Here is a 24,757-nt window from a genome sequence, read left to right as displayed (position 1 = left end):
CGATGGAAGCAAAGATTTCGGTGCCGCAGTATGAGCTGCGCGGTTTCAGCCTGTGGGGCTTTCGCGATATGGCGCACTGCATGGACTTTTTGTTCGACGGCGGCCGGGTAAAACAGGGCACGCTGGTAGCCATGAACGCGGAAAAGATCCTGAAGGCGGAAGAGGACCCGGCGCTGCATGCGTTGCTGGATGAGGCGGAGTACAAGTACGCCGACGGCATCAGCATGGTGCGTTCGATTCGCCGCAAATACCCGGCGGCGGACGTTTCGCGCGTGGCGGGTGCCGATCTGTGGGAAGCCTTGATGCAGCGCGCCGGCCGTGAAGGCACGCCGGTCTTCCTGGTCGGCGGCAAGCCCGAGGTCTTGGCGGAAACCGAGCAAAAGCTGCGCAGCCAATGGAATGTCAACCTGGTGGGCAGCCAGGACGGCTATTTCAAACCGGATCAGCGAGAGGCGCTGTTCGAGCGTATTCGTGCCAGCGGCGCCGCTATCGTGACGGTGGCGATGGGATCGCCGAAGCAGGAAATTCTGATGCGTGACTGTCGCAAGGTGCATCCGCAGGCGCTGTACATGGGCGTGGGCGGCACCTACGACGTCTTTACCGGCCATGTGAAGCGTGCGCCCAAGGTGTGGCAGAACCTCGGTCTGGAATGGCTCTACCGCCTGCTCAGCCAGCCCAGCCGCATCGGCCGACAGTTGAAGCTGCTGAAGTTTGTCGGCTACTACTACAGCGGCAAGATGTAATCCCTCATCCGGGGCGGAAAGTGCTGTTCCGCTCCGGTCTGCTGTACCAATAATCTGCTTTTGCACGTTTCTCCCGCATATCTATAACCCCCGGCCCTAAACGTCGCTGCATTTATTCCATAAAGTTTTAAATTGCGGTTTGCTTATAGCGGCGAAATGCGAAACGATACCGCCCGGAAATTATCCCTGGCCGCTGAAGCCTGATGCGACAGCGCTGAACGATGTCCCTCTCACGGTAACTTCGCTCCGACTACCCGTTGATGCCAACCCGATCGGCAGGGGATGATTTATTCTTTTAATAATGACAATAACGACCGGCAGCGGCCGGCAGGCAAACACAACCCGAGAAAAATTATTGAGGATTTATGGCACACAAAGAGAAACCGCAAGGGCTACACCGGGGCCTTGAGGCCCGGCATATCGAGCTTATCGCTCTGGGGGGCACCATCGGTGTCGGCCTGTTTATGGGGTCGGCCAGTACGCTGAAGTGGGCGGGGCCGTCGGTGCTGCTGGCTTATATCATCGCCGGGCTGTTCGTGTTCTTCATTATGCGTTCGATGGGAGAAATGCTGTTCCTCGAGCCGGTCGCGGGCTCGTTTGCCGTTTACGCGCATAAGTACATGAATCCCTATTTCGGTTACCTGACCGCCTGGGGCTACTGGTTTATGTGGATTGCCGTCGGCATTTCCGAGATCACCGCCATCGGGGTGTATGTGCAGTTCTGGTTCCCGGAAATACCGCAGTGGGTGCCGGCGCTGATCGCCGTGGCGATGGTGGCGCTGGCCAACCTGGCGGCGGTGCGCCTGTATGGGGAGCTGGAGTTCTGGTTCGCCATGATCAAGGTCACCACCATCATCGTGATGATTCTGGTGGGGCTGGGGGTGATCTTCTTCGGCTTCGGCAACGGCGGTGAACCTATCGGTTTCGCCAATTTGACGGCGCACGGCGGTTTCTTTGCCGGCGGCTGGAAAGGCTTCCTGTTTGCGCTGTGCATCGTGGTGGCGTCCTATCAGGGGGTTGAACTGGTGGGTATCACCGCCGGGGAAGCCAAGAACCCGCAGGTGACGCTGAAACGCGCGATCAACAATATCCTGTGGCGCATCCTGATCTTCTATGTCGGCGCAATCTTCGTCATCGTCACCATCTTCCCGTGGAACGGCATCGGCACTACCGGCAGCCCGTTCGTGCTGACCTTCGCCAAGATCGGCATCGTTGCCGCCGCCAGCATCATCAACTTCGTGGTGTTGACCGCCGCGCTCTCCGGCTGCAACAGCGGTATGTACAGCGGCGGCCGCATGCTGTACGCCCTGGCCAAGAACCGCCAGCTGCCGGCGGCGCTGACCAAGCTTTCCGCCAGCGGCGTGCCGGTGAACTGCATCGCCGTCACCATCGGCTGCTTGTTGGTGGGTTCCGCGCTGAACTACATCATCCCGAATCCGGAGCAGGTGTTCGTCTATGTCTACAGCGCGAGCGTGCTGCCGGGCATGGTGCCGTGGTTCGTGGTGCTGATAAGCCAGCTTTATTTCCGCCGCGCCCATAAGGAAGCGATCAAAAATCACAGCTTTAAGTCGATCATGTTCCCGTATGTGAACTATCTGACCATCGCTTTTCTGATTTGCGTGCTGGTCGGCATGGGAATCAACCCGGATACGCGGATTTCCCTGCTGGTCGGGGCGATTTTCTTAGCCGGCGTCAGCCTGTGCTACTTCGCTTTCGGCATGCACAAGAAACATCATCCGGCTGAAAATCGGGTAGAAACGCGCCAATAAACGGTGAAAAGGGGCTACGGAGTGCGCTTTTGTGCGCGGGAGTGAGCAAAGCGTAATCAAACGCAACATTTCTGCGAAAAAGCACTAGACAGAATTGGCGTAAATCCGTAGTATCCCCTCCCGCAACGGCGCTACGCGCCCGTAGCTCAGCTGGATAGAGCGCTGCCCTCCGGAGGCAGAGGTCTCAGGTTCGAATCCTGTCGGGCGCGCCATTAAGTTTGTGCGCAGGAGCTGCGGTGGTAATATTACCGCGTGAGTAAGAAGAAGTAGTAATGGTGGCTATAGCTCAGTTGGTAGAGCCCTGGATTGTGATTCCAGTTGTCGTGGGTTCGAGTCCCATTAGCCACCCCACTTCCTAACGAAGTGAAGATTTAGCAGTATTTTGTGACAGTGCGAAGGTGGCGGAATTGGTAGACGCGCTAGCTTCAGGTGTTAGTGTTCTTACGGACGTGAGGGTTCAAGTCCCTCTCTTCGCACCACGCAAAATATCTGATAAATATAAGATTTATATGGACAACGGTCTGATAAATCAGGTAGTATGAGCAACACAAATCGGCGAGTAGCGCAGCTTGGTAGCGCAACTGGTTTGGGACCAGTGGGTCGGAGGTTCGAATCCTCTCTCGCCGACCACTTTCAAAGAAACCGACGCAAGTCGGTTTTTTTACGCCTGCAGTTTATGAGGATGAGCATCTCCGCAGGAGGTTCGAGCCTCGCGTAGCGAGACAACGTTGCTTCAGCAACGGCCCGCAGGGCGCGCATCAAAGATGCGCGTAATCCTCTCTCGCCGACCACATTCGAAAAGCCTGCTTTTTAAAGCAGGTTTTTTTTCGTCTGTCGTTTATGAAAGCAAGTTCTTCTCAGCATGACGAAGGGAACATCGACAAGCCCGTGCAGCACCGCACGGGCTTTTTGCCTTCCAGGGGGAGCATCTGGTGTCGGCCTGCAAACGTGTTGGTTTTCAGCGACAATACCATCCTGCGCTGTCGTCAGGTTGAGACAAATAATTCATTGATTTTAAAAGATAAAGCTAGCTTTGACTTAAGTCGTCGTTTCGAGGCGACAACCTGATAAAGGCCGCCGGCAAGGAACACCAGAGAGTGATTTGTGACGGGAAAGGAAGGGTTAAATAAAAATTCAATAATTTCAATATATTGAGGTATGTTTTTCTATTTTAGAGCCTGAATTTAAAAGTTGGCACGCCAAATGCAATATCTCTTGCGTAGATGCTCATTCCACCTCTTATGTTCGCCTTAGGCCTCATAAACCCTGGGAATGACGCAGAGCCGATTTAGGGTGCCTATCGCCCACGAGAACGATGACTAACCCGTCATCACGCTCAGGGCAGAACGTTGAGTGAGGCACCGCCCCTGTTGTCCTAGACCTGATTGCTTCTTTATACACTTGCCCTGCGGCAAGTGTTTTTTTTTGCGCTTCAGAAAGCCATTGGGCAAAAAAAGCGCGGCATCGGGGCCGCGCTTTTCTCTCTCAGGCAGGGCGTTATTCGCCGCCGTTCTGTTTCAGCGTCAACATCAGCCCCTCACGCCGCATCTGCGCCGCTTCATCCGAACGATGCAGTTTCTCCAGCGTATCGGCCAACCAGGCGTAGTCGTAGGCATCCGGGCGCTGTTTCAGCGCTTCACGGAAGGCGTCGGCCGCTTGCTGCCACTCGCCGTGCTTCATCAACAGCTGCCCCAGCGTGCTGTTCAGCAGCGGCGTCGCGCCGTGTTGTTTCATCTGCTGACGCAGCGCTCTTTCCAACTGCTCGGGGTTGCCGGATTTCAGCCGCGGCAGCAACAGCACCAGGCGCTCGTCGTATTGGCGCTTCAGGCTGTCGAGCACAATCTCCTGCGCCAGTTCGTGGTCGTTGCATTCGATCAGGTGTTCCACCATCGCGATTTGCAGCGGCACTTCGTGACGCGTCTTGCGGCTCTGATCTTTCCACCAGCGCTTCAGGCCTTCGCTGCCTTCGTCCGCCATCGCCTGATTCATCAGCCCGATGTACGCCTGTTGCTGCAGAGCCTGCAGCTGTTCTTCGCTGTGGAGTTCGATTTTACGCATCGACGGCAGCACTTCCAGCAGCGACGCGTAGGCGCCAGTGCGCAGATAGGCTTGTTCCGCCAGACGCAGCACTTCCGGATGACGCGGCGCCTGGTTCAGCAGGCGATCGACGCCGTGGCGCGCGGCGTGGTTCTCGCCCTGCGCCAGCTGGATGCGAACCCGGGTAATGTCCACCGGCAGCTGATCGGTGTCGGCCGCTTCGGCGGCGCGCTCCAGATACTGATTGGTACGGAAGTCGTCGCCGCGTTGCTGTGCGGCCTCGGCGGCCAGCAGGTAGTTCACGACCGGCTGTTCGGCGTGGTCGGCGTTGCGCGTCATCAGCTTCTCGACCTGTTTGTAGTCGCCTTCCGCCAGCTTGATCAGCGCGGCTTTGGTTTGCTGGCGCGCGCGGGTGCGCTTGCGGCCGATAAACCAACCGCGCGTGCGGGCGCCGGTACGGAAGATGCGGCGCAGGATCCACTCGATCGCCAGCAGCACCACGAACAGCAGCACCAGCATAATCACCAGGCCGGTGACGCTGGTTTCAATATTGTAATTGTCGGTCTGGATCAGCACATAGCCCTGATGCCCGGCCAGCATCGGCCCGAGCACCACGCTGGCGATCACCACCAGGAACAGAAATAGCACGCGTAACATGGCTTAACCCTCCTGGTGAGCGGCAGGGGACTGGGTCATCAGGTTGCGCACCCGGGTCTGCATCACTTTTTCCAGCAGCGGCTGGCTTTTCAGCTGATCCGGCACGTCCATCGAGATCGACTGTTGGCTCAGGCTGTCCAGCTCTTCCAGGAAGGCCTTGGTCGCCGGATCGGTGGTGTCGAAATAGGCGCGCACCCAGGTGGAGACGGTTTCCAGCGATTGCTTGTAGGTCTCGTTCTGGTGGCGCGGGATGGCCTGTGCGGCCACCAGCAGGCGCGAACGGATGTTTTCGCGCAGGTAGATGTCTTGGTTCGGTGCCAGCAGCGGCTCGGCGCTGGTGTCGCGGCGACGGATGGTGATGAAGTCGGCCATGAAATTGCGCCAGCTCTTGGCCAGGTTCTGCCGCCACTCGCCGATCGAGCTGGAGAGTTCGCTGCTGTTTTGATCCATCGGCGCTTCGTCGGTGTCGTTATCCGCCAGACGCAGGTTATCCACCTGATTGGACAGCTGATTGACCTTGAGGATGATGCCGTCGTAATCGACCTGGGTCAGCGTAGAAAGCGTGCTGATGTCTTCGGTAATGGCGCGGCGCACGTCGAGCAGGCTCGGATCGTTCATGTCCGCCAGGCTGGCGTCGGCGCTTTTCAGCAGCGCGGCGGCGCTGGTGACGTCCTGATCGCTCCACAGCTTGCGGCCGGCCATTTTCACCAGGAAATCGGCCTGCGCCAGCAGCCAGGTTTTGGCGTCGCTGCCGGAGATGGTCGCCACTTTTTCCTGCAGTTCGCTCAATTGGCGCGCCAGATTCGCCTGCTCGCGGTCGGCGGCGTCCAGGGTTTTACCCTGCTGCTGCAACAGGCCCTCCAGCGCATTTCTTTCCTGCTGTTGGCTCTGCTTCACGCCTTCAAGCTGCTGCTGCAGCGCCTGATTGGCGGCGATCAGCTGTTGCGCCTGCTTGTGCGTGTGGTAATAGCCGCCCGCGCCGAGGGCGATGACCAGCACGATAGCGATCGCGCCGAGCACCGGGCCGGTGTTCTTTCCTTTGCGGCTGGCAGCGGCTGGCTGCTGGGAGCTCTCAACCGCGGTGGTTGGCTCTTCAACCGGGGCGGATGGGGTATTTTGTTCCGTCATAGTGGCACATCCCATAGTCAGATTATTGTAGCGCGCGGATCAGCGCGTCATTATCGGCGTTGTCAGCTACCCGAATCGTACGCCAGCCCAAGTCCCGGGCGAGGGTAGCCAGGCGTTCGCTCACTACTACCAGGCGGCAACGCAGCAGCCATGAAGAACGATAGTAATCAGGAACTAAAGTATAGAGCTGTTGTAACATTTCACCGCTGGTCACCACCAGCGTATCCACACCGGCACGCTGCCAGTGGGCGCTTTGCTCGCTGCCGTCGTAGTGCACCGGGCTGCGTTGATAGCATTCATAATAGCTGACGTCGGCGCCGCGCTCGCTCAGCGTCGTGCCCAGCAGCTCGCGGCCGCCGTTGCCGCGCAAAATCAGCGCGCGTTTGCCCGCCAGTTTTTGCAGCGCCGGCAGCAGCAGCAGCGTTTCGCTGATCTCGCGTTCACGCGGGTATTCCACCGGCAAACTGCTGATGCGGTGCAGCGCCAGCCCGGTGGTGCGGCCGATGGCGTAATAAGTCAGGTGCGCGGGCCAGCTCAGCCCGGCGCGGCCGATGACCGAATCGGCATAGTTCACCGAATGCTGCGACAGCACGAACACCAGATCGCCGACGCTAAGCTGCTGCAACGCCTGCGGCAGCTGCGGCAGATCGCCGCCGGGGGCGAAGTCGATCAGCGGTGCATGATAGGCAACCCGGCCGAGTGCGCGCAGCCGGCTCACTAACTGCTCGCCCGAAGGCGATGGACGGGTTACCAGGATCGTCATGCCGGCGGATTTCCCTGGTAAACTTCGCGCAGGATCTCGCGTGCGCCGCGCGCCAGCAGCTCTTCCGCCAGTTCAACGCCCATCCGTTCGGCCTCGGCGGCCGGGCCGCGGCGTTCGCCGCGCACCATCTGGCTGCCGTCCGGCGCACCGACCAGGGCACGCAGCCACAGGCTGTCGCCATCCAGTTCGGCATAGCTGCCGATCGGCACCTGGCAGCCGCCTTCCAGACGGGTGTTCATCGCCCGTTCGGCGCGTACGCGGGTTTCGGTGGCCGCATGGTTTAGCGGCACCAGCAGCGCGCGGGTGACGCTGTCGTCGAGGCGGCATTCAATGCCGACCGCACCCTGGCCGACCGCCGGCAGGCACTCTTCGGCGCTCAGCGGGCTGCGGATGCGTTGCTCCAGCCCCAGGCGTTTCAGGCCGGCCACCGCCAGAATAATCGCGTCGTAATCGCCGTTGTCCAGCTTGGCCAGGCGAGTGCCGACGTTGCCGCGCAGGTCGCGCACGATCAGATCCGGGCGACGTTCACGCAGTTGGCACTGGCGGCGCAGGCTGGAAGTGCCGACCACGCTGCCCTGCGGCAGCTGATCGAGCGAGGCGAAACGGTTAGAAACAAAAGCGTCGCGCGGATCTTCGCGTTCGCAAATGGTGGTCAAACCCAGGCCGGCAGGGAAATCGACCGGCACGTCTTTCATCGAGTGCACGGCGATGTCGGCGCGACCTTCCAGCAGCGCCAGCTCGAGTTCTTTAACAAACAGGCCTTTACCGCCGACTTTCGCCAGCGGCGTATCCAGAATAACGTCGCCGCGCGTGACCATCGGCACCAACTCGACCTGCAGGCCGGGATGGCAGGCCATCAGACGTTGCTGCACATAATGTGCTTGCCAAAGTGCAAGCGGGCTTTGTCGGGTGGCAATTCGAATAATTTTGTCTAACATGCTTGTTACCGTTTTTATATTTCGCCATCCATCCTACCACTGAGAGCCAATACTGTCAGTGCAAGAAGCCGGAGGCGGAAAAAGGACAACGGAATCAAAGGGACGTGTGATGTGCTTTGGGGCAGTTAACACTGCGGGTAAATCGTTTAGGGAAGCGCTACAATAATTGTGAAGCGTTACCTCCTTTACGGTCAATCAGCAAGGTGTTAAATTGATCACGTTTCCAGCAATAAGTCGCCAAATATTCTTCTTACACTAACGGCGCTTATGGAATACGGGTTTTTTTCTAAACACCGGGATAATCAGGCGAGACGTCTTGTACCTCTACATCGAGACATTGAAGCAGAGACTGGATGCGATCAATCAGCTACGCGTCGATCGCGCCCTGGCGGCTATGAAGCCCGCGTTTCAACGGGTATACAGTCTGCTGCCCACCTTACTGCACCACCACCACCCGCTGATGCCGGGTTACCTGAACGGTAACGTTCCCCATGGCATTTGCCTCTACACGCCTGATGAAACTCAACAAGATTACCTGAACGATTTAGAAGACAAATGGGGCAGCCCGTTTGACAAACCGGCCAGCGGCGAGCTGCCGATCACCGGCGTCTACTCGATGGGCAGCACCTCGTCTATCGGCCAAAGCTGCAGCTCGGATCTCGACATCTGGGTCTGCCACCAGTCCTGGCTGGACAACGAAGAACGCACCCGCCTGCAGCAAAAATGCAGCCTGCTTGAGAAGTGGGCCGCCTCGATGGGGGTGGAAGTCAGCTTCTTCCTGATCGACGAAAACCGCTTCCGCCATAATGAAAGCGGCAGCCTGGGCGGCGAAGACTGCGGCTCGACGCAGCATATCCTGTTGCTCGACGAATTCTACCGCACCGCGGTGCGCCTGGCCGGCAAACGCATCCTGTGGAACATGGTGCCGGGCGAAGAAGAAGCGCACTACGATGAATACGTGCTGTCGCTGTACGCGCAGGGCGCGCTGACGCCGAACGAGTGGCTGGATCTCGGCGGCCTGAGTTCGCTGTCGGCGGAAGAGTATTTCGGCGCCAGCCTGTGGCAGCTGTACAAGAGCATCGATTCGCCTTACAAGGCGGTGCTGAAGACCCTGCTGCTGGAAGCCTATTCCTGGGAATACCCCAATACCCAGCTGCTGGCGACGGACATCAAACACCGCCTGCATCAGGGGGAGATCGTCAGCTTCGGGCTCGATGCCTATTGCATGATGCTCGAGCGCGTGACCCGCTACCTGACCGACATCAACGACACCACCCGCCTCGATCTGGCCCGCCGCTGTTTCTACCTGAAAGTGTGTGAAAAACTGTCGCTGGCCAAGGCCTGCGTCGGCTGGCGGCGCGAGATCCTCAGCCAGTTGGTCAGCGAGTGGGGCTGGAGCGAAGAGCGTCTGGCGATGCTGGACAACCGCGCCAACTGGAAAATCGAACGGGTGCGTGAAGCGCATAACGAGTTGCTCGACGCGATGATGCAGAGCTACCGCAACCTGATCCGTTTCGCCCGCCGCAACAACCTCAGCGTCAGCGCCAGCCCGCAGGATATCGGCGTGCTGACCCGCAAACTGTACGCGGCGTTCGAGGCGCTGCCCGGCAAGGTGACGCTGGTGAACCCGCAGATTTCGCCGGACCTGTCGGAAAACGATTTAACCTTTATTCACGTGCCGGTTGGCCGCGCCAACCGCACCGGCTGGTACCTGTATAATCAGGCGCCGGCCATGGATTCGATCGTCAGCCATCAGCCGCTGGAATATAACCGCTACCTGAACAAGCTGGTGGCCTGGGCCTATTTCAACGGCCTGCTGACCCCGCAGACCCGCCTGCACATCAAGAGCGGCAACCTGTGCGACACCGCCAAGCTGCAGGAACTGGTGGCCGACGTTTCCCATCACTTCCCGCTGCGCCTGCCGGCGCCGACGCCGAAAGCGCTGTACAGCCCGTGCGAAATTCGCCATCTGGCGATCATCGTCAATCTGGAAAACGATCCGACCGCCGCCTTCCGCAATCAGGTGGTGCACTTCGATTTCCGCAAGCTGGACGTGTTCAGCTTCGGCCAGCAGCAGCAGTGCCTGGTCGGCAGCATCGATCTGCTGTATCGCAACTCCTGGAATGAAGTGCGCACCCTGCATTTCAGCGGCGAGCAGTCGGTGCTGGAAGCGCTGAAAACCATTCTCGGCAAAATGCACCAGGACGCCGCGCCGCCGGAGTCGGTGGAAGTGTTCTGCTACAGCCAGCACCTGCGCGGCCTGATCCGCACCCGTATCCAGCAGTTGGTATCGGAGTGCATCGAGCTGCGCCTGTCCAGCACCCGCCTGGAGCCCGGCCGCTTCAAGGCGGTACGCGTCGCCGGGCAGACCTGGGGGCTGTTCTTCGAGCGCCTGAGCGTGTCGGTGCAAAAGCTGGAGAACGCGGTGGAGTTTTACGGTGCGATCTCCAACAACAAGCTGCACGGCCTGTCTATCAAGGTGGAAACCGATCAGGTGCATCTGCCGCCGGTGGTGGATGGCTTCGCCAGCGAGGGGATCATCCAGTTCTTCTTCGAAGACACCTCGGACGACAAGGGCTTCAACATCTATATTCTGGACGAGTCGAATCGGGTGGAGGTGTATCACCACTGCGAGGGCAGTAAAGAGGAGCTGGTGCGCGACGTCAGCCGCTTCTACTCTTCATCGCACGATCGCTTTACCTACGGCTCCAGCTTCATCAACTTCAACCTGCCGCAGTTCTATCAGATCGTGCAGCTCGACGGGCGCACGCAGGTGATCCCGTTCCGCAGCAACGTGCTGTCCAGCCTGTGCGTGACGGTGGCCGATGGCGCCGCACAGCCGCTCAAACAGCAGTTCCAGCTGCATTGACGCCGCAAGGGCTCGGTTGCCGAGCCCTGCATCGCCTCAGGAAAACTGCAGTTCCTCACCGGCCTGTGCGCTGGCCGCTTCGCTGAGCAGCTGATAAAACGGCTGCCCGCTGCGATCGCATAGCCAGACGCCGTCGCGGTAGTTGAAGTGGTAACCGCCGGCCTTGGTGGCGAGCCACACCTGGTGCAGCGGCTCTTGGCGGTTGATGACGATTTTGGTGCCGTTTTCGAAGCTCAGCGTCATCACGCCGCCATTGGTTTCGTAATCGATGTCCGCATCGCCGTCAAAATCGTCCAGTGTCTCTTCAATATTCAGCATCAGCTGGTCGGCCAACTGATGAAACTCGCTGTCGTTCATATTCAATTCCTATTGCTTTTCATGATCCACCTGCGATTATAGAGACCTTGGACGCATGAATTACAGGCATTAATGCAAATGAAAAAACAACTACGCTATGCGCTGATGGCAGTTCTGCTTACCGGCCTCGCCGGCTGTGGTCTGAAGGGCCCGCTTTACTTCCCACCTGCCGATTCCGCCGGCCAAAAACCGGCCAAGCCGCCGGTGCAAACGGGCGATCAGGTGCAAAAGAACCAGCAGGAGCAGTCTGGCTCTCAGCAAAAACCGTCGATGGTCGACCAGTAACACCCTGTTTGCGGTGGCGAGCGCCGCCGCAAAATCAAGACGGATAGCGCGTCCAGATAGCGGAGTATGATATGCAGTTCTCCAAAATGCACGGTCTGGGCAACGACTTTATGGTGGTCGATGCCGTTACACAGAATGTCTATTTTTCACCTGAGCTGATCCGCCGGCTGGCCGATCGGCACCTGGGCGTCGGCTTTGACCAGATGCTGGTGGTAGAACCGCCTTACGATCCCGAGCTGGATTTTCACTACCGAATTTTCAACGCCGACGGCAGCGAAGTGGCGCAGTGCGGCAACGGCGCACGCTGCTTCGCGCGCTTTGTGCGGCTGAAAGGGCTGACCAACAAGCGCGATATCCGCGTCAGCACCCAAACCGGGCGCATGGTGCTCAGCGTCACCGACGACGAGCTGGTGTGCGTCAACATGGGCGAGCCGAACTTCGATCCGCAGGCGGTGCCGTTCCGCGCCGCCAAGGCCGAAAAGACCTACATCATGCGCGCGGCGGAACAGACCGTGCTGTGCGGCGTGGTGTCGATGGGCAACCCGCATTGTGTTTTGCAGGTGGATGATGTAAAAACCGCCAAGGTGGAGCTGCTCGGGCCGGTGCTGGAAGGGCATGAGCGCTTCCCGGAACGGGCCAACATCGGCTTTATGCAGGTGGTCAGCCGCGATCACATCAAGCTGCGCGTTTACGAGCGCGGCGCCGGCGAAACGCAGGCCTGCGGCAGCGGCGCCTGTGCGGCGGTAGCGGTGGGGATCCAACAGGAATTGCTGTCAGAAGAGGTGCATGTAGAACTGCCGGGCGGCAGCCTGCATATTCGCTGGAAAGGGCCGGGCAACCCGCTGTTTATGACCGGCCCGGCAACCCATGTCTATGACGGATTTATTCATCTATGAAGAGCGTAGAAGAACAGAGCGTCGCCGGCCTGGCGCTGGATGACGACACCGTAATGCAGTATCTGCTGCAGAACCCGGATTTCTTTATTCGCAACGCACGCCAGGTTGAGCAGATGCGCGTGCCGCACCCGGTGCGCGGCACCGTTTCGCTGGTGGAATGGCATCTGGCCCGCCAGCGCAATCACATCGAACGGCTGGAAGAAGAGATCACGCTGTTGATGGAACAGGCCAGCGCCAACGAAGCGCTGTTCGCCCGGTTGCTGCACCTGCAGGCCGATTTGGCCACCGCCGACAGCCTGCAGGACATGCTCAACCGGCTGCAGCGCTGGGCGCGCGGCTTCGGTTTGGCCGGTGCCACGGTGCGCCTGTTCGCCGAACGCTGGAAGATCGGCGCGCCTTCCGACTTTACCCACCTGGCGCTGACGCGTTCGGCGTTCGAGCCGTTCCGCATTCAGCGGCTGGGCAGCGAACAACACTACCTCGGCGGCCTGAACGGCCCCGAACTGCTGCTGCTGCTGCCGCAGGCCAAACAGATTGGCCAGATTGGCTCGGTGGCGCTGTCGATGCTGGGCGACGACGGCGAACTGGGCATGGTGATCTTCAGCAGCCGCGATACGCAACACTATCAGCAGGGCATGGGCACGGTGATGCTCAATCAACTGGCGCGCATGCTGCCGGAACTGCTGGAACGCTGGGTCGAACGCGCATGACGCCGATTGCGCCCAGCCTGCGGCAGCCGGTGGACGCTTTTCTGCGTTATCTCAAGGTAGAACGGCAACTCAGCCCGCTGACGCAGCTCAGCTATTCGCGCCAGCTGGCGGCGCTGATGCGCCTGGCGCAGGAGATTGGCGTCACCGACTGGACGGCGCTGGACGCCGCCCGGGTGCGCATGCTGGCGGCGCGCAGCAAACGCGCCGGCCTGCAGTCCGCCAGCCTGGCGCTGCGGCTCTCTTCGTTGCGCAGTTTCCTCGACTGGCTGGTCAGCCAGGGCGTATTGCACGCCAACCCCGCCAAGGGCATCCGCACGCCGCGCAGCGGCCGCCATCTGCCGAAAAACATCGACGTCGATGAAATGAACCAGCTGCTGGAGATCGATCTCAACGATCCGCTGGCGGTGCGCGATCGCGCCATGCTGGAGGTGATGTACGGCGCCGGCCTGCGCCTCTCCGAGCTGGTGGGGCTGGACTGCCGCCATGTCGACATGGCCGCCGGCGAGGTGTGGGTGATGGGGAAAGGCAGCAAAGAGCGCAAATTGCCGATCGGGCGCACCGCCGTCACCTGGCTGGAACACTGGCTGGCGATGCGCGATCTGTTCGGGCCGGAAGATGACGCGATGTTCCTGTCCAATCAGGGGCGGCGCATTTCGACGCGCAACGTGCAAAAGCGCTTCGCCGAATGGGGCGTGAAACAGGGCGTCAACAGCCATATCCACCCGCACAAGCTGCGCCACTCCTTCGCTACCCACATGCTGGAGTCCAGCGGCGATCTGCGCGCGGTGCAGGAGCTGCTTGGCCACGCCAATCTGACCACCACGCAAATTTATACCCACCTCGACTTTCAACATCTGGCGAACGTGTACGATGCCGCGCATCCGCGCGCCAAACGGGGGAAATCCTGATGCATTTTTATCGCCCGCTGCGCCCGCTGGCGGCGCTGACTTTCGATCTGGACGACACGCTGTATGACAATCGCCCGGTGATTAGACAGACCGAACAACAGTCGGTGGCCTTCCTGCAGAGCTACCATCCCGGTCTGAGCAGCTTCCAGTCGGCGGATTTCCACCGCCTGCGCCAGGAGCTGCGCGAGCAGGATCCGGAGATCTACCACGACGTCACCCAGTGGCGCTGGCGCGCTATTCATCTGGCGCTGAGCCGGCAGGGGCTGCGCGATGCCGACGCGGCGATCGGGGCCGATGCGGCGATGCAAAACTTCGCGCTGTGGCGCAGCCGCATCGAGGTACCGGAAGCGACCCACGCCACGCTGAAGGCGCTGGCCGCGCGCTATCCGCTGGTGGCGATCACCAACGGCAACGCCGATCCGGCACAGTGTGGCCTGGACGGCTACTTCCAGTTCGTGTTGCGCTCCGGGCCGGACGGCCGCGCCAAACCGTACCAGGACATGTATCACCTGGCCGTCGAGCGGCTGGGCGTGGCGCCCGAGCAGATTCTGCACGTGGGCGACGATCTGACTACCGACGTCGCCGGCGCGCTGCGCGCGGGGCTGCAGGCCTGTTGGATCAACGATCGGCAACGGGATCTGATGCGGGCCGCCGACAGCCGCCTGTTGCCGCATATTGAGATTTCGCAGTTGGCATCGCTGACAGCATTGTTATAATCCCTGCCAGAACTCTGTATAAATTTCCAGTGAAAAACCCGCCAGCGGCGGGTTTTCCCTTAACCATTAGTGGTGCCTATGGACGTCTCCGATCTGCTCGACAGCCTGAATGAAAAACAACGTGAAGCCGTGGCGGCGCCGCGCAGCAACCTGTTGGTTCTGGCCGGGGCGGGCAGCGGCAAGACCCGGGTACTGGTGCATCGCATCGCCTGGCTGCTGTCGGTGGAGAACTGTTCGCCGTATTCGATCATGGCGGTGACCTTCACCAACAAGGCGGCGGCGGAAATGCGCCACCGTATCGAACATCTGATCGGCACCAGCCAGGGCGGCATGTGGATCGGCACCTTCCACGGCCTGGCGCATCGTCTGTTGCGCGCCCACCATCTGGAAGCCAACCTGCCGCAGGATTTCCAGATCCTCGACAGCGACGACCAGCTGCGGCTGCTCAAGCGCATCATCAAGGCGCTGAACGTCGACGAGAAGCAGTGGCCGCCGCGTCAGGCGATGTGGTACATCAACGGCAAGAAAGACGAGGGCCTGCGCCCACAGCACGTCGAAACTTACAACAACCCGGTAGAGGCCACCTGGCTGCGCATCTATCAGGCCTATCAGGAAGCCTGCGATCGCGCGGGGCTGGTGGATTTCGCCGAGCTGCTGCTGCGCGCGCACGAGCTGTGGCTGAACAAGCCGCATATCCTCAACCACTACCGCGAACGTTTCACCAACGTGCTGGTGGACGAATTCCAGGATACCAACAGCATCCAGTACGCCTGGATCCGTCTGCTGGCGGGCGGCAACAGCAACGTGATGATCGTCGGCGACGACGATCAGTCGATCTACGGTTGGCGCGGCGCGCAGGTGGAAAACATCCAGCGCTTCCTGAAAGATTTCCCCGGCGCGGAAACCATCCGCCTGGAGCAGAACTACCGTTCCACCAGCAACATCCTGAAAGCGGCCAACACCCTGATCGCCAACAACGACGGGCGCATGGGTAAAAACCTGTGGACCGAAGGCGGCGAAGGCGAACCGATCTCCATTTACTGTGCCTTCAACGAACTCGACGAAGCGCGCTTCGTGGTCAACCGCATCAAGACCTGGCAGGACAACGGCGGGGCGCTGAACGACTGCGCCATCCTGTACCGCAGCAACGCTCAGTCGCGCGTGCTGGAAGAGGCGCTGCTGCAGACGGCGATGCCGTACCGCATCTACGGCGGCCAGCGCTTCTTCGAACGCCAGGAAATCAAGGATGCGCTGGCTTACCTGCGCCTCATTTCCAACCGCAACGACGATGCGGCCTTCGAGCGCGTGGTCAACACCCCGACGCGCGGCATCGGCGATCGTACCCTCGACGTGGTGCGCCAGGCGGCGCGCGATCGCCAGCTGACGCTGTGGCAGGCGACGCGCGAGCTGATGCAGGACAAAGTGTTGGCCGGCCGCGCCGCGTCGGCGCTGCAGCGCTTTATCGAACTGGTGGAGTCGCTGGCGCATGAAACCGCCGACATGCCGCTCCACGTGCAGACCGACCGGGTGATCCGCGATTCCGGGCTGTTCATCATGTATGAGCAGGAGAAAGGCGAAAAGGGGCAGGCGCGCATCGAAAACCTTGAGGAACTGGTGACGGCGACGCGCCAGTTCAGCTATCAGGAAGAAGATCAGGATCTGATGCCGCTGCAGGCGTTCCTGTCGCATGCGGCCCTGGAGGCGGGCGAAGGCCAGGCCGACGCCTACCAGGACGCGGTGCAGCTGATGACCCTGCACTCCGCCAAGGGCCTGGAGTTCCCGCTGGTGTTTATCGTCGGCATGGAAGAAGGCATGTTCCCGAGCCAGATGTCGCTGGATGAAGGCGGCCGTCTGGAAGAGGAGCGCCGCCTGGCCTATGTGGGCGTAACGCGCGCCATGCAGAAACTGACGCTGACCTATGCCGAAACGCGCCGTCTGTACGGCAAAGAGGTTTACCACCGGCCGTCGCGCTTTATCGGCGAGCTGCCGGAAGAGTGCGTGGAAGAAGTGCGCCTGCGCGCCAGCGTCTCGCGCCCGGTCAATCACCGCCGCATGGGCACGCCGATCAGCGAGAACGATACCGGCTACAAGCTGGGCCAGCGCGTGCGCCATCCCAAGTTTGGCGAAGGCACCATCGTCAATTTGGAGGGCAGCGGCGAGCACAGCCGGCTGCAGATCGCTTTCCCGGGCGAGGGCATCAAGTGGCTGGTGGCGGCCTACGCTCGCCTGGAAACGGTATAAAGAGCGGGGAGAGTTGCAGGGGCACGCCCCTGCAATCGTTCATTATCAGTGAGGGTAGCGATCGCCGACCTGCGCGGTGGCATACCAGCGCATTACCGCTTCGGTGCCTTCGCCGCCTTCCTGCGGCGCCCATTGCATGCAGTCCTCTTCGGTCAGCGCCTGATACGGGCCCTGCTTCACTTCGAACACCACGCCGCCGGCATCGACCGACAGCACCGCATGCCAGGTAAATGCCGGCATCTCCAGCACTTTGGTTTCTTCGCCGAGCAGGGTGCGCTGCGTGACGACGCCGTCATCGTTGAACTGCAATACGACAAAACGGCCGCGCAGCGGCGTCAGCAATTCCCAGGTTTGCGGGTGACGGTGCGGGCGGATATAGGTGCCGGGTTCCATGGCGATCGCCAGGCGTTGCACCGGGTCGCTCAACTCTTCGTGTAAAGTGCGGTGCGCGCGCAGGCGGGCCACGCTGGCGGCCTGTTCGCTCATCGCGGTCAGTTCATGGGCGGTAATCTGTTTCATCATTTAAATCCGCATGCTTGTCGTACCATTAGGGTGATGTCATCTTAACAACATTCTTGGTGGCGGTAAGCGATCGCCGCGACTTTTTCAGCACGGTTTAAGCGCCATTTTTACCATTGATCATCGTGATGATTTGTTGCGCAATTATCCCGCCTAACGTGTTGACAGGCTTTTTCCTCTCGGCGTAACATGCGCGCACTATTATCATTGAGGACAGACGCCTTGGACACACCCAGTAGATACTGGCTCACTGACCTGCGCCGCAGGTATAACTTCTAAGGCTCTCCGTTTTTGCTGATAGCCTTCGTGGTTGTCGGCGACCCCGCAAAGCGTCGCTATGAGTCAGATCTCTTCATGGTCTGAAACAAATCGGTGATACGCATCCCCTCTGTTTCTGTGCTTCAACGCGTTGTCCGCACCCGTTACCTTCACGGAGTTTTGGCACATGCTGAGCGCTTTTAAATTAGATAACCGCCGCTTGTCCCGTCTGGAGCTGGACGACTCGGATGATCTCACGTCATCGCTGTGGGTTGACCTGGTCGAGCCGGAAGAGGGCGAGCGTGAGCGCGTGCAGAATGAGCTGGGACAAAGCCTGGCGACGCGTCCCGAGCTGGACGACATCGAAGCCTCCGCCCGTTTCTTCGAAGACGAAGACGGTCTGCATATCCACTCCTTCTTCTACTTTGAAGATGCGGAAGATCACGCCGGCAACTCCACGGTGGCGTTCACCATCCGCGACGGCCGCCTGTATACCCTGCGCGAGCGTGAACTGCCGGCGTTTCGCCTGTACCGCATGCGCGCCCGCAACCAGACCATGCTCGAAGGCAACGCCTACGAACTGCTGCTGGATCTGTTCGAAACCAAGATTGAGCAGTTGGCGGACGAGATAGAGAACATCTACAGCGATCTGGAACAGCTCAGCCGGGTGATCATGGAAGGGCATCAGGGCGACGAATACGACGCCGCGCTGTCGACGCTGGCGGAGCTGGAAGATATCGGCTGGAAGGTGCGTTTGTGTCTGATGGATACCCAGCGCGCGCTCAACTTCCTGGTGCGCAAGGCGCGTCTGCCGACCGGCCAGCTGGAGCAGGCGCGTGAAGTGCTGCGCGACATCGAATCCCTGCTGCCGCACAACGAATCGCTGTTCCAGAAGGTGAACTTCCTGATGCAGGCGGCGATGGGCTTCATCAACATCGAGCAGAACCGCATCATCAAGATCTTCTCGGTGGTGTCGGTGGTGTTCCTGCCGCCAACGCTGGTGGCCTCCAGCTACGGCATGAACTTCGAATTCATGCCGGAGCTGAAATGGTCGTTCGGCTACCCGGGCGCCATCACCTTGATGATCCTGGCCGGCCTGGCCCCTTACCTGTACTTCAAGCGCAAGAACTGGCTGTAACCCGGCGGCGCCGGGCTCAGCGCAGCTTGCGCTGGGTATAGAGCGCGTCGAGGGTGAACAGGATCAGCGCCGCCCAGATAAAGCCGAAGGTCACCAGTTTGTCCTGGCCGACGGTTTCGCCGTAGAAGGTGACCGCCAGCAGGAACATCAGCGTCGGGCCGAGATACTGGAAGAAACCGAGCGTCGACAGGCGCAGCCGGGTGGCCGCCGCGGTGAAGCACAGCAGCGGCACGGTGGTGACGATGCCGGCGGCGACCAGCAGCAGGTTCAGCGACCACGGGTTGGCGCTCAGGTGGCTGGTGGGACTGTCGGCGAACAGGAACAGATAGGCCGCCGCCACCGGCAGCAGCCACAGCGTTTCGATCAGCATGCCGGTCTGGGCGTCGATGGCGATTTTCTTGCGCAGCAGGCCGTAGAAGGCGAAGCTGAACGCCAGCCCCAGACCGATGATCGGCAACGAGCCGAACTGCCAGAGCTGTACCAGCACCCCGGTGAACGCCAGCGCCACCGCCACCCACTGCATGCGGCGGAAGCGTTCGCCGAGAAACAGCATCCCCAACAGCACGTTAACCAGCGGGTTGATGAAGTAGCCCAGGCTGGCCTCGAGCATATGGTGGTTGTTCACCGCCCAGATGAACAGCAGCCAGTTGCCGCCGATCAACAGCGCGGTGACCGCCAGCAGCAGCAGCCGTTTGCGATTTTGACAGGCGGCCCGCACTTTCGGCCAGCTGCGGCCCAGCGAGATCAGCGCCAGCATGAAGAAAAACGACCAGATGATCCGGTGGGTGAGGATCTCATCGGCGGGCACTTGCTGAATCAGTTTGAAATAGGCCGGGGCGATGCCCCACATAAAATAGGCGGCCAGGGCGAAGAAAATGCCCTGACGCGTTTGCTTTGCGTCCATGACGTCACTCGGGTGGGGAACGTAAGATGCGGTGAGTGTACTGAAGACGCTCACCGCACACAATCATCAGCCGACCAGATAGGTGGCGGTGGCGCTCGCGATATGCAGGCCGTCGTGGTTATGCAGCTCTACGCGCGCGACGGCGACCTTGTTGCCGCTGCGCAGCACGCTGGCGGAGGCGACGAAGTGCTCGCCGCGGCCGGGGCGCAGGTAATCGACGCGCAGATCGATGGTGCCCATGCGCGACAGCTTGGCGGCGATCTCCTCTTCGATCAGCGGCTCCAGGCGCGTCAGCACGCCGCCGGCGCAGGCCAATCCGGCGGCGACGTCAAGCACCGCGGCGATCACGCCACCGTGCAGAATTTCCTGTGCCGCGTTGCCCACCAGCTTGCGTTGGTTGGTGAAGCTCAGCTCGACGTAATCATCGTCGAAGCGGCGTAGCTCCAGGCCAAGCTCGCGGTTGAACGGCATGTGGTAGACAAAGATTTCGCCGATCTTGCGGCGGGCGGCTTCCAGGGTCAGTGGTGTGGTCGACATAGCGGGTTTCCGTTTTTCTTTTGCGTTTTAAGGGAGCTAACTGGTCAGTCCAGGTTAATGGAATGTTGATTTTATGCTTAACCTTTGTTGCTTTCCAGACTATTCCAATAAAACCGACCTGCGCTGCGGTAAAGCCTCCTTTGTGTGTAAAATGGCCTGATTTTTTCCGGGCTTGCCCTTTTTCGTTGGAGTGAGGAGAGGTTATGCGCATTTTGTCAGGGATCGTTTCCGCCACGCTGCTGATGCCAGCGCTGGCATTGGCTGAGGAAGCCAAAGAGCAGCAGATTCACGATAAGCCGGCGGTGCGCGGCAGCATTATCGCCAACCTGCTGCAGGAGCACGATAATCCGTTCACGCTGTATCCTTACGATCCCAATTATCTGCTGTACACCGACACCAGCGATATCAACAAAGAGGCCATCAAGACGTACAACTGGGCCGACAAGGCGCGCAAGGACGAGGTGAAATACCAGCTTAGCCTGGCGTTTCCGCTGTGGCGGGGCATTGCCGGCGACAACTCGGTGCTCGGCGCGTCTTATACTCAGCGCTCCTGGTGGCAATTGTCCAACCGCGGCGAGTCTTCGCCGTTCCGCGAAACCAACTACGAGCCGCAGCTGTTCGTGGGGTGGGCGACCGATTACCGCTTTGCCGGTTGGACGCTGCGCGATGTTGAAATCGGCGTTAACCATCAGTCTAACGGCCGCTCGGATCCGACGTCGCGCAGCTGGAATCGCGGCTATGCGCGGCTGATGGCGCAAAACGGCAACTGGCAGGTGGATCTCAAGCCCTGGTTCCGTTTCTCGGAGAGCTCGAGCAACGACGACAACCCGGACATCACCAAATACATGGGATACTACCGGCTGAAGGTCGGTTACGCCTGGGGCGACAGCGTGTTCAGCGTCGACAGCCACTACAACTGGAACAGCGGCTACGGCGGCGCGGAACTGGGATGGAGCTATCCGATCACCCGCAACGTGCGTTTCTATACCCAGGTGTTCAGCGGCTACGGCGAATCGCTGATCGACTACAACTTCCGGCAGACACGGGTGGGCGTTGGTGTCATGCTGAACGATATTATGTAATCATACCCGGTGGGTGTGTACCGATGAAAAAATGGGGAAGTGTGTGTCAACCGCAGCAGTGATTAACAGAGAGTTGCTGGCCGAGCAGGTATTGCGCGATACCTTTGGCTACCAGCAATTCCGTCCGGGCCAACAAACGATTATCAACGCCGCGATCGGCGGGCAGGATTGCCTGGTGGTGATGCCGACCGGCGGCGGCAAGTCGCTGTGTTACCAAATCCCGGCGCTGGTGATGGACGGCCTGACGCTGGTGGTTTCCCCGCTGATCTCGCTGATGAAGGACCAGGTCGACCAACTGTTGGCCTACGGCGTTTCCGCCGCCTGCTACAACTCGACGCAAACCCGCGAGGAGCAGCTGGACGTTATGGCCGGCTGCCGCAACGGTACCATCAAGATGCTGTACATCGCGCCGGAACGGCTGATGATGGAAAGTTTCCTCAGCCTGCTCGATCACTGTCCGCCGGCGATGCTGGCGGTGGATGAGGCGCACTGTATTTCGCAGTGGGGCCATGACTTCCGGCCGGAATATCGCGCGCTGGGTCAGCTGAAACAGCGCTTCCCGTCGATGCCGGTGATCGCGCTGACCGCCACCGCCGACGAGTCCACCCGCGGCGATATCGTGCGCCTGCTGTCGCTGCAGGACCCGCTGGTGCAGGTCAGCAGCTTCGACCGGCCGAACATCCGCTACACGCTGGTGGAAAAATTCAAACCGCTCGATCAGCTGTGGCGCTTCGTGCAGGATCAGCGCGGCAAGAGCGGCATTATCTATTGCAACAGCCGCGCCAAGGTGGAAGACACCGCCGCACGTCTGCAAAGCCGCGGGCTGAGCGTCGGCGCCTACCACGCCGGGCTGGACAACGATCGCCGCGCGCAGGTGCAGGAAGCGTTCCAGCGTGACGATTTGCAGGTGGTGGTGGCCACCGTCGCCTTCGGCATGGGCATCAATAAACCCAACGTGCGCTTCGTGGTGCATTTCGACATCCCGCGCAATATCGAATCCTATTATCAGGAGACCGGCCGCGCCGGGCGTGACGGCCTGCCGGCCGAAGCCATCCTGCTGTACGATCCGGCCGACATGGCCTGGCTGCGCCGCTGCCTGGAGGAAAAACCCGCCGGACAGCAGCTGGACATCGAACGCCACAAGCTGAACGCCATGGGCGCGTTCGCCGAGGCGCAAACCTGCCGCCGTCTGGTGCTGCTCAACTACTTCGGCGAAGGCAAGCACGAGAACTGCGGCAACTGCGACATCTGCCTCGATCCGCCCAAGCGCTACGACGGACTAGAGGACGCGCGCAAGGCGCTGTCCTGCGTGTACCGCGTCGGCCAGCGCTTCGGCCTCGGGTACATCGTGGAAGTGCTGCGCGGCTCCAACAACCAACGCATTCGCGAATACGGCCACGATAAGCTGCCGGTATACGGCATCGGCCGCGATCAAACCACCGAACACTGGACCAGCGTGCTGCGTCAGCTGATCCACCTGGGCTTTATCACCCAGAACATCGCCATGCACTCGGCGCTGCAATTAACCGAGGCGGCGCGTCCGGTGTTGCGCGGCGAGGTGGCGCTGCAGCTGGCGGTGCCGCGCATCCAGAGCCTGAAGTCGCGCAGCAGCGCCAACCAGAAATCCTACGGCGGCAATTACGATCGCAAGCTGTTCGCCAAGCTGCGCAAACTGCGCAAATCGATTGCCGACGAAGAAAATATTCCACCCTACGTGGTGTTCAACGACGCCACGCTGCTGGAAATGGCCGAACAGATGCCGATCAAGGCCGGCGATCTGCTGAGCGTCAACGGCGTCGGCCAGCGCAAACTGGAGCGTTTCGGCGCGCCCTTTATGGCGATGATCCGCGACCATCTCGACAATGACGAAGACTAAGGGCGATAAATCATGCTGATGCTGTTTCTTACCGTGGCGCTGGTGCATCTGATTGCGCTGATGAGCCCGGGGCCGGACTTCTTTTTCGTGTCGCAAACCGCTGCCAGCCGCTCGCGCCGCGAGGCGATGATGGGCGTGGTCGGCATTTCTCTCGGCATCGTGGTGTGGGCCGGCGTGGCGTTGATGGGTCTGCATCTGATCCTGCAGAAGATGGCTTGGCTGCATCAGATAATCATGGTCGGCGGCGGCATTTACCTGTGCTGGATGGGGTGGCAACTGCTGCGCTCCGCGCGGGCGCAGCAAGCGCAGCCTGCGGCGGAGGCCCAGGTGGCGTTGCCGAAGGCCGGGCGCAGCTTTATTCGCGGTTTTCTGACCAATCTGTCCAACCCGAAAGCGGTGATCTATTTCGGCAGCGTGTTCTCGCTGTTCGTCGGTGACAGCGTCGGCGCCGGAGCGCGCTGGGGGCTGTTTTTGCTGATCGTCGCCGAGACCTTCGTCTGGTTCAGCCTGGTGGCGATGGTGTTCGCGCTGCCGGCGATGCGCCGCGGCTACCAGCGGTTGGCCAAGTGGATCGACGGGGTCGCGGGCGTGCTGTTTACCGGCTTCGGGTTACACCTGATCTTTACCCGCTAACCGCAGTGAAATGCCAAAGGCCGAGCAGCGATGCCCGGCCTTTTTTGTCAGGCTTTGCGGGCGGTCGCCAGCAGCCCCGCCACCAAAATGAACAGCGAACCGAACACCCGGTTGAGCAGCTGCATCTGGCGCGGCGTTCTCAGCCAGCCGGCGATGCGCGTCGCCAGGGTGGCGTAACCGATCATCACCAGAATATCCACCACCACGGTAGTGACGCCGAGCACCAGATACTGCTCGGCCTGCGGCTGATTAGGCAAGATGAACTGCGGGAACAGCGCAGCGAGGAACACGATGCTTTTCGGGTTGGTCAGGTTGACCAGCACCGCGCGGCGGAACAGACGGCGGCGCGGCATGCTGCCCGCCAGCGCATGCAGATCCAGCGCCCCGGCGGCGCGCCATTGCTGGATGCCGAGCCACACCAGGTAGGCGGCGCCCAGCCATTTCAGCAGCTCGAACGCCAGCAGCGATTGAGAAATCAGCGCGCCGAGGCCGATGCCCACCAGTACGATGTGCGCGCTCAGACCGACCTGCAGCCCGGCGATCGACGCGGCGGCGCCGCGATAGCCGTGGCTGATGCCGGTGCTCATGGTGTTGATTGCGCCTGAGCCGGGGGACAGGCTGAGGATAAGCGTGGTCAGCAGGTAGGTTAACCACCAGTCCAAGGTCATGGTTCTCGGCTCCCTGAAAGTGTCGTTTTGTGCCACAATGCGCCGAGGCGGCGCCGTTTTTTGTAAGAATTGAATCACAATACGCTAGTATGATTTCTTGTGCCAGCGGTCACATTTTCCGCCGG

At 60.5% G+C, this 24,757-nt stretch carries 22 protein-coding genes, 4 tRNA genes and 1 other RNA gene; 18 read left to right on the top strand and 9 right to left on the bottom strand.

The window, feature by feature from the left end:
• Positions 1 to 2: 2 nt before the first annotated feature.
• From wecG to EKL15_RS21785, 7 genes are all read left to right on the top strand, one after another.
• Positions 3 to 743: a lipopolysaccharide N-acetylmannosaminouronosyltransferase gene (wecG, locus tag EKL15_RS21815; RefSeq protein ID WP_060424217.1), complete on the top strand. Its 741-nt coding sequence runs from the start codon at positions 3 to 5 to the stop codon at positions 741 to 743.
• Positions 744 to 1,108: 365 nt separating this feature from the next.
• Positions 1,109 to 2,512, top strand: coding sequence for an amino acid permease (locus EKL15_RS21810; RefSeq protein WP_193158548.1), 1,404 nt, complete (start codon positions 1,109 to 1,111; stop codon positions 2,510 to 2,512).
• Positions 2,513 to 2,647: 135 nt separating this feature from the next.
• Positions 2,648 to 2,724: transfer RNA gene (locus EKL15_RS21805), tRNA-Arg, on the top strand.
• Positions 2,725 to 2,787: 63 nt separating this feature from the next.
• Positions 2,788 to 2,863: transfer RNA gene (locus EKL15_RS21800), tRNA-His, on the top strand.
• A 41-nt stretch (positions 2,864 to 2,904) separates the two neighbouring features.
• Positions 2,905 to 2,991 (top strand) — tRNA-Leu (locus EKL15_RS21795).
• A gap of 74 nt (positions 2,992 to 3,065) precedes the next feature.
• A tRNA-Pro gene (locus tag EKL15_RS21790) sits at positions 3,066 to 3,142 on the top strand.
• 32 nt (positions 3,143 to 3,174) lie between these two features.
• Positions 3,175 to 3,303: non-coding RNA, RtT sRNA (locus EKL15_RS21785), on the top strand.
• Between the two features lie 706 nt (positions 3,304 to 4,009).
• Here EKL15_RS21785 and hemY read toward each other — a convergent pair.
• Genes hemY through hemC form a run of 4 tightly spaced genes read right to left on the bottom strand, consistent with a single transcriptional unit; the run spans position 4,010 to position 8,035 of the window.
• Positions 4,010 to 5,206, bottom strand: coding sequence for a protoheme IX biogenesis protein HemY (gene hemY, locus EKL15_RS21780; protein WP_019452550.1), 1,197 nt, complete (start codon positions 5,204 to 5,206; stop codon positions 4,010 to 4,012).
• Between the two features lie 3 nt (positions 5,207 to 5,209).
• Positions 5,210 to 6,334: a uroporphyrinogen-III C-methyltransferase gene (gene hemX, locus EKL15_RS21775; RefSeq protein WP_038874084.1), complete on the bottom strand. Its 1,125-nt coding sequence runs from the start codon at positions 6,332 to 6,334 to the stop codon at positions 5,210 to 5,212.
• Positions 6,335 to 6,356: 22 nt separating this feature from the next.
• On the bottom strand, positions 6,357 to 7,097 hold the full coding sequence (gene hemD / locus EKL15_RS21770) for a uroporphyrinogen-III synthase (RefSeq protein WP_060441211.1): 741 nt from the start codon (positions 7,095 to 7,097) through the stop codon (positions 6,357 to 6,359).
• Positions 7,094 to 8,035 (bottom strand): hydroxymethylbilane synthase, encoded by a 942-nt coding sequence (hemC, locus tag EKL15_RS21765; RefSeq protein WP_038874089.1) that lies wholly within the window; start codon positions 8,033 to 8,035, stop codon positions 7,094 to 7,096. Before hemC ends, hemD begins: the two co-directional genes overlap by 4 nt.
• A 316-nt stretch (positions 8,036 to 8,351) precedes the next feature.
• Here hemC and EKL15_RS21760 point away from each other — a divergent pair, with 316 nt between their 5' ends.
• The gene (locus EKL15_RS21760; protein WP_019452546.1) at positions 8,352 to 10,904 is read left to right on the top strand and encodes a class I adenylate cyclase; all 2,553 of its coding nucleotides are present in this window, start codon (positions 8,352 to 8,354) and stop codon (positions 10,902 to 10,904) included.
• A gap of 36 nt (positions 10,905 to 10,940) precedes the next feature.
• On the opposite strand, the gene cyaY is transcribed toward EKL15_RS21760, so the two are convergent.
• Positions 10,941 to 11,261, bottom strand: coding sequence for an iron donor protein CyaY (cyaY, locus tag EKL15_RS21755; RefSeq protein WP_049200053.1), 321 nt, complete (start codon positions 11,259 to 11,261; stop codon positions 10,941 to 10,943).
• 78 nt (positions 11,262 to 11,339) lie between these two features.
• On the opposite strand from cyaY, the gene EKL15_RS21750 reads away from it, so the two are divergent.
• The 6 genes from EKL15_RS21750 (at position 11,340) to uvrD (ending at position 17,017) form a co-directional block, all read left to right on the top strand.
• Positions 11,340 to 11,546 (top strand): lipoprotein, encoded by a 207-nt coding sequence (locus tag EKL15_RS21750; RefSeq protein ID WP_048232385.1) that lies wholly within the window; start codon positions 11,340 to 11,342, stop codon positions 11,544 to 11,546.
• A gap of 71 nt (positions 11,547 to 11,617) precedes the next feature.
• Positions 11,618 to 12,442, top strand: a complete 825-nt coding sequence (gene dapF / locus EKL15_RS21745; protein ID WP_197862238.1) for a diaminopimelate epimerase — start codon at positions 11,618 to 11,620, stop codon at positions 12,440 to 12,442.
• Positions 12,439 to 13,152 carry a DUF484 domain-containing protein gene (locus EKL15_RS21740; RefSeq protein ID WP_060424209.1) on the top strand — a complete coding sequence of 238 codons (714 nt, stop codon included), beginning with the start codon at positions 12,439 to 12,441 and terminating at the stop codon, positions 13,150 to 13,152. Before dapF ends, EKL15_RS21740 begins: the two co-directional genes overlap by 4 nt.
• Entirely contained in the window at positions 13,149 to 14,060 is a 912-nt protein-coding gene (gene xerC / locus EKL15_RS21735) for a tyrosine recombinase XerC (RefSeq protein ID WP_203090357.1), read from the top strand. Before EKL15_RS21740 ends, xerC begins: the two co-directional genes overlap by 4 nt.
• A complete protein-coding gene (gene yigB, locus EKL15_RS21730) occupies positions 14,060 to 14,776 on the top strand; it encodes a 5-amino-6-(5-phospho-D-ribitylamino)uracil phosphatase YigB (RefSeq protein WP_197848232.1) in 717 nt (238 codons plus the stop codon). The genes xerC and yigB overlap by 1 nt, the downstream gene beginning before the upstream one ends.
• A gap of 78 nt (positions 14,777 to 14,854) precedes the next feature.
• Positions 14,855 to 17,017, top strand: a complete 2,163-nt coding sequence (uvrD, locus tag EKL15_RS21725) for a DNA helicase II (protein ID WP_038874108.1) — start codon at positions 14,855 to 14,857, stop codon at positions 17,015 to 17,017.
• A gap of 45 nt (positions 17,018 to 17,062) precedes the next feature.
• On the opposite strand, the gene EKL15_RS21720 is transcribed toward uvrD, so the two are convergent.
• A complete protein-coding gene (locus tag EKL15_RS21720) occupies positions 17,063 to 17,536 on the bottom strand; it encodes a WbuC family cupin fold metalloprotein (RefSeq protein ID WP_025160392.1) in 474 nt (157 codons plus the stop codon).
• 445 nt (positions 17,537 to 17,981) lie between these two features.
• Here EKL15_RS21720 and corA point away from each other — a divergent pair, with 445 nt between their 5' ends.
• Complete coding sequence (gene corA / locus EKL15_RS21715; protein WP_004934262.1) at positions 17,982 to 18,932, top strand: magnesium/cobalt transporter CorA; 951 nt, start codon at positions 17,982 to 17,984, stop codon at positions 18,930 to 18,932.
• A 16-nt stretch (positions 18,933 to 18,948) separates the two neighbouring features.
• Here corA and rarD read toward each other — a convergent pair whose 3' ends face one another.
• Together rarD and EKL15_RS21705 are read right to left on the bottom strand one after the other, a co-directional pair.
• Positions 18,949 to 19,836, bottom strand: a complete 888-nt coding sequence (gene rarD, locus EKL15_RS21710; RefSeq protein ID WP_060424204.1) for an EamA family transporter RarD — start codon at positions 19,834 to 19,836, stop codon at positions 18,949 to 18,951.
• Between the two features lie 66 nt (positions 19,837 to 19,902).
• On the bottom strand, positions 19,903 to 20,373 hold the full coding sequence (locus EKL15_RS21705; protein ID WP_033649641.1) for a thioesterase family protein: 471 nt from the start codon (positions 20,371 to 20,373) through the stop codon (positions 19,903 to 19,905).
• Between the two features lie 203 nt (positions 20,374 to 20,576).
• Here EKL15_RS21705 and pldA point away from each other — a divergent pair, with 203 nt between their 5' ends.
• Genes pldA through rhtC form a run of 3 tightly spaced genes read left to right on the top strand, consistent with a single transcriptional unit; the run spans position 20,577 to position 23,964 of the window.
• Entirely contained in the window at positions 20,577 to 21,455 is an 879-nt protein-coding gene (pldA, locus tag EKL15_RS21700; RefSeq protein WP_004934270.1) for a phospholipase A, read from the top strand.
• A 43-nt stretch (positions 21,456 to 21,498) separates the two neighbouring features.
• Complete coding sequence (gene recQ / locus EKL15_RS21695) at positions 21,499 to 23,331, top strand: ATP-dependent DNA helicase RecQ (RefSeq protein ID WP_060424201.1); 1,833 nt, start codon at positions 21,499 to 21,501, stop codon at positions 23,329 to 23,331.
• 12 nt (positions 23,332 to 23,343) lie between these two features.
• Positions 23,344 to 23,964 (top strand): threonine export protein RhtC, encoded by a 621-nt coding sequence (gene rhtC / locus EKL15_RS21690; RefSeq protein WP_060441209.1) that lies wholly within the window; start codon positions 23,344 to 23,346, stop codon positions 23,962 to 23,964.
• A 47-nt stretch (positions 23,965 to 24,011) separates the two neighbouring features.
• Here rhtC and rhtB read toward each other — a convergent pair whose 3' ends face one another.
• On the bottom strand, positions 24,012 to 24,632 hold the full coding sequence (gene rhtB, locus EKL15_RS21685) for a homoserine/homoserine lactone efflux protein (RefSeq protein WP_025304879.1): 621 nt from the start codon (positions 24,630 to 24,632) through the stop codon (positions 24,012 to 24,014).
• Positions 24,633 to 24,757 lie beyond the last annotated feature (125 nt).

This window comes from Serratia sp. 4542 (assembly GCF_016805595.1).
In the GTDB taxonomy this organism is placed as follows: Bacteria; Pseudomonadota; Gammaproteobacteria; order Enterobacterales; family Enterobacteriaceae; genus Serratia; species Serratia nevei.
The sequence above is the reverse complement of the archived record's forward strand: the minus strand, read 5'-3'. Positions and strand labels throughout refer to the sequence as shown.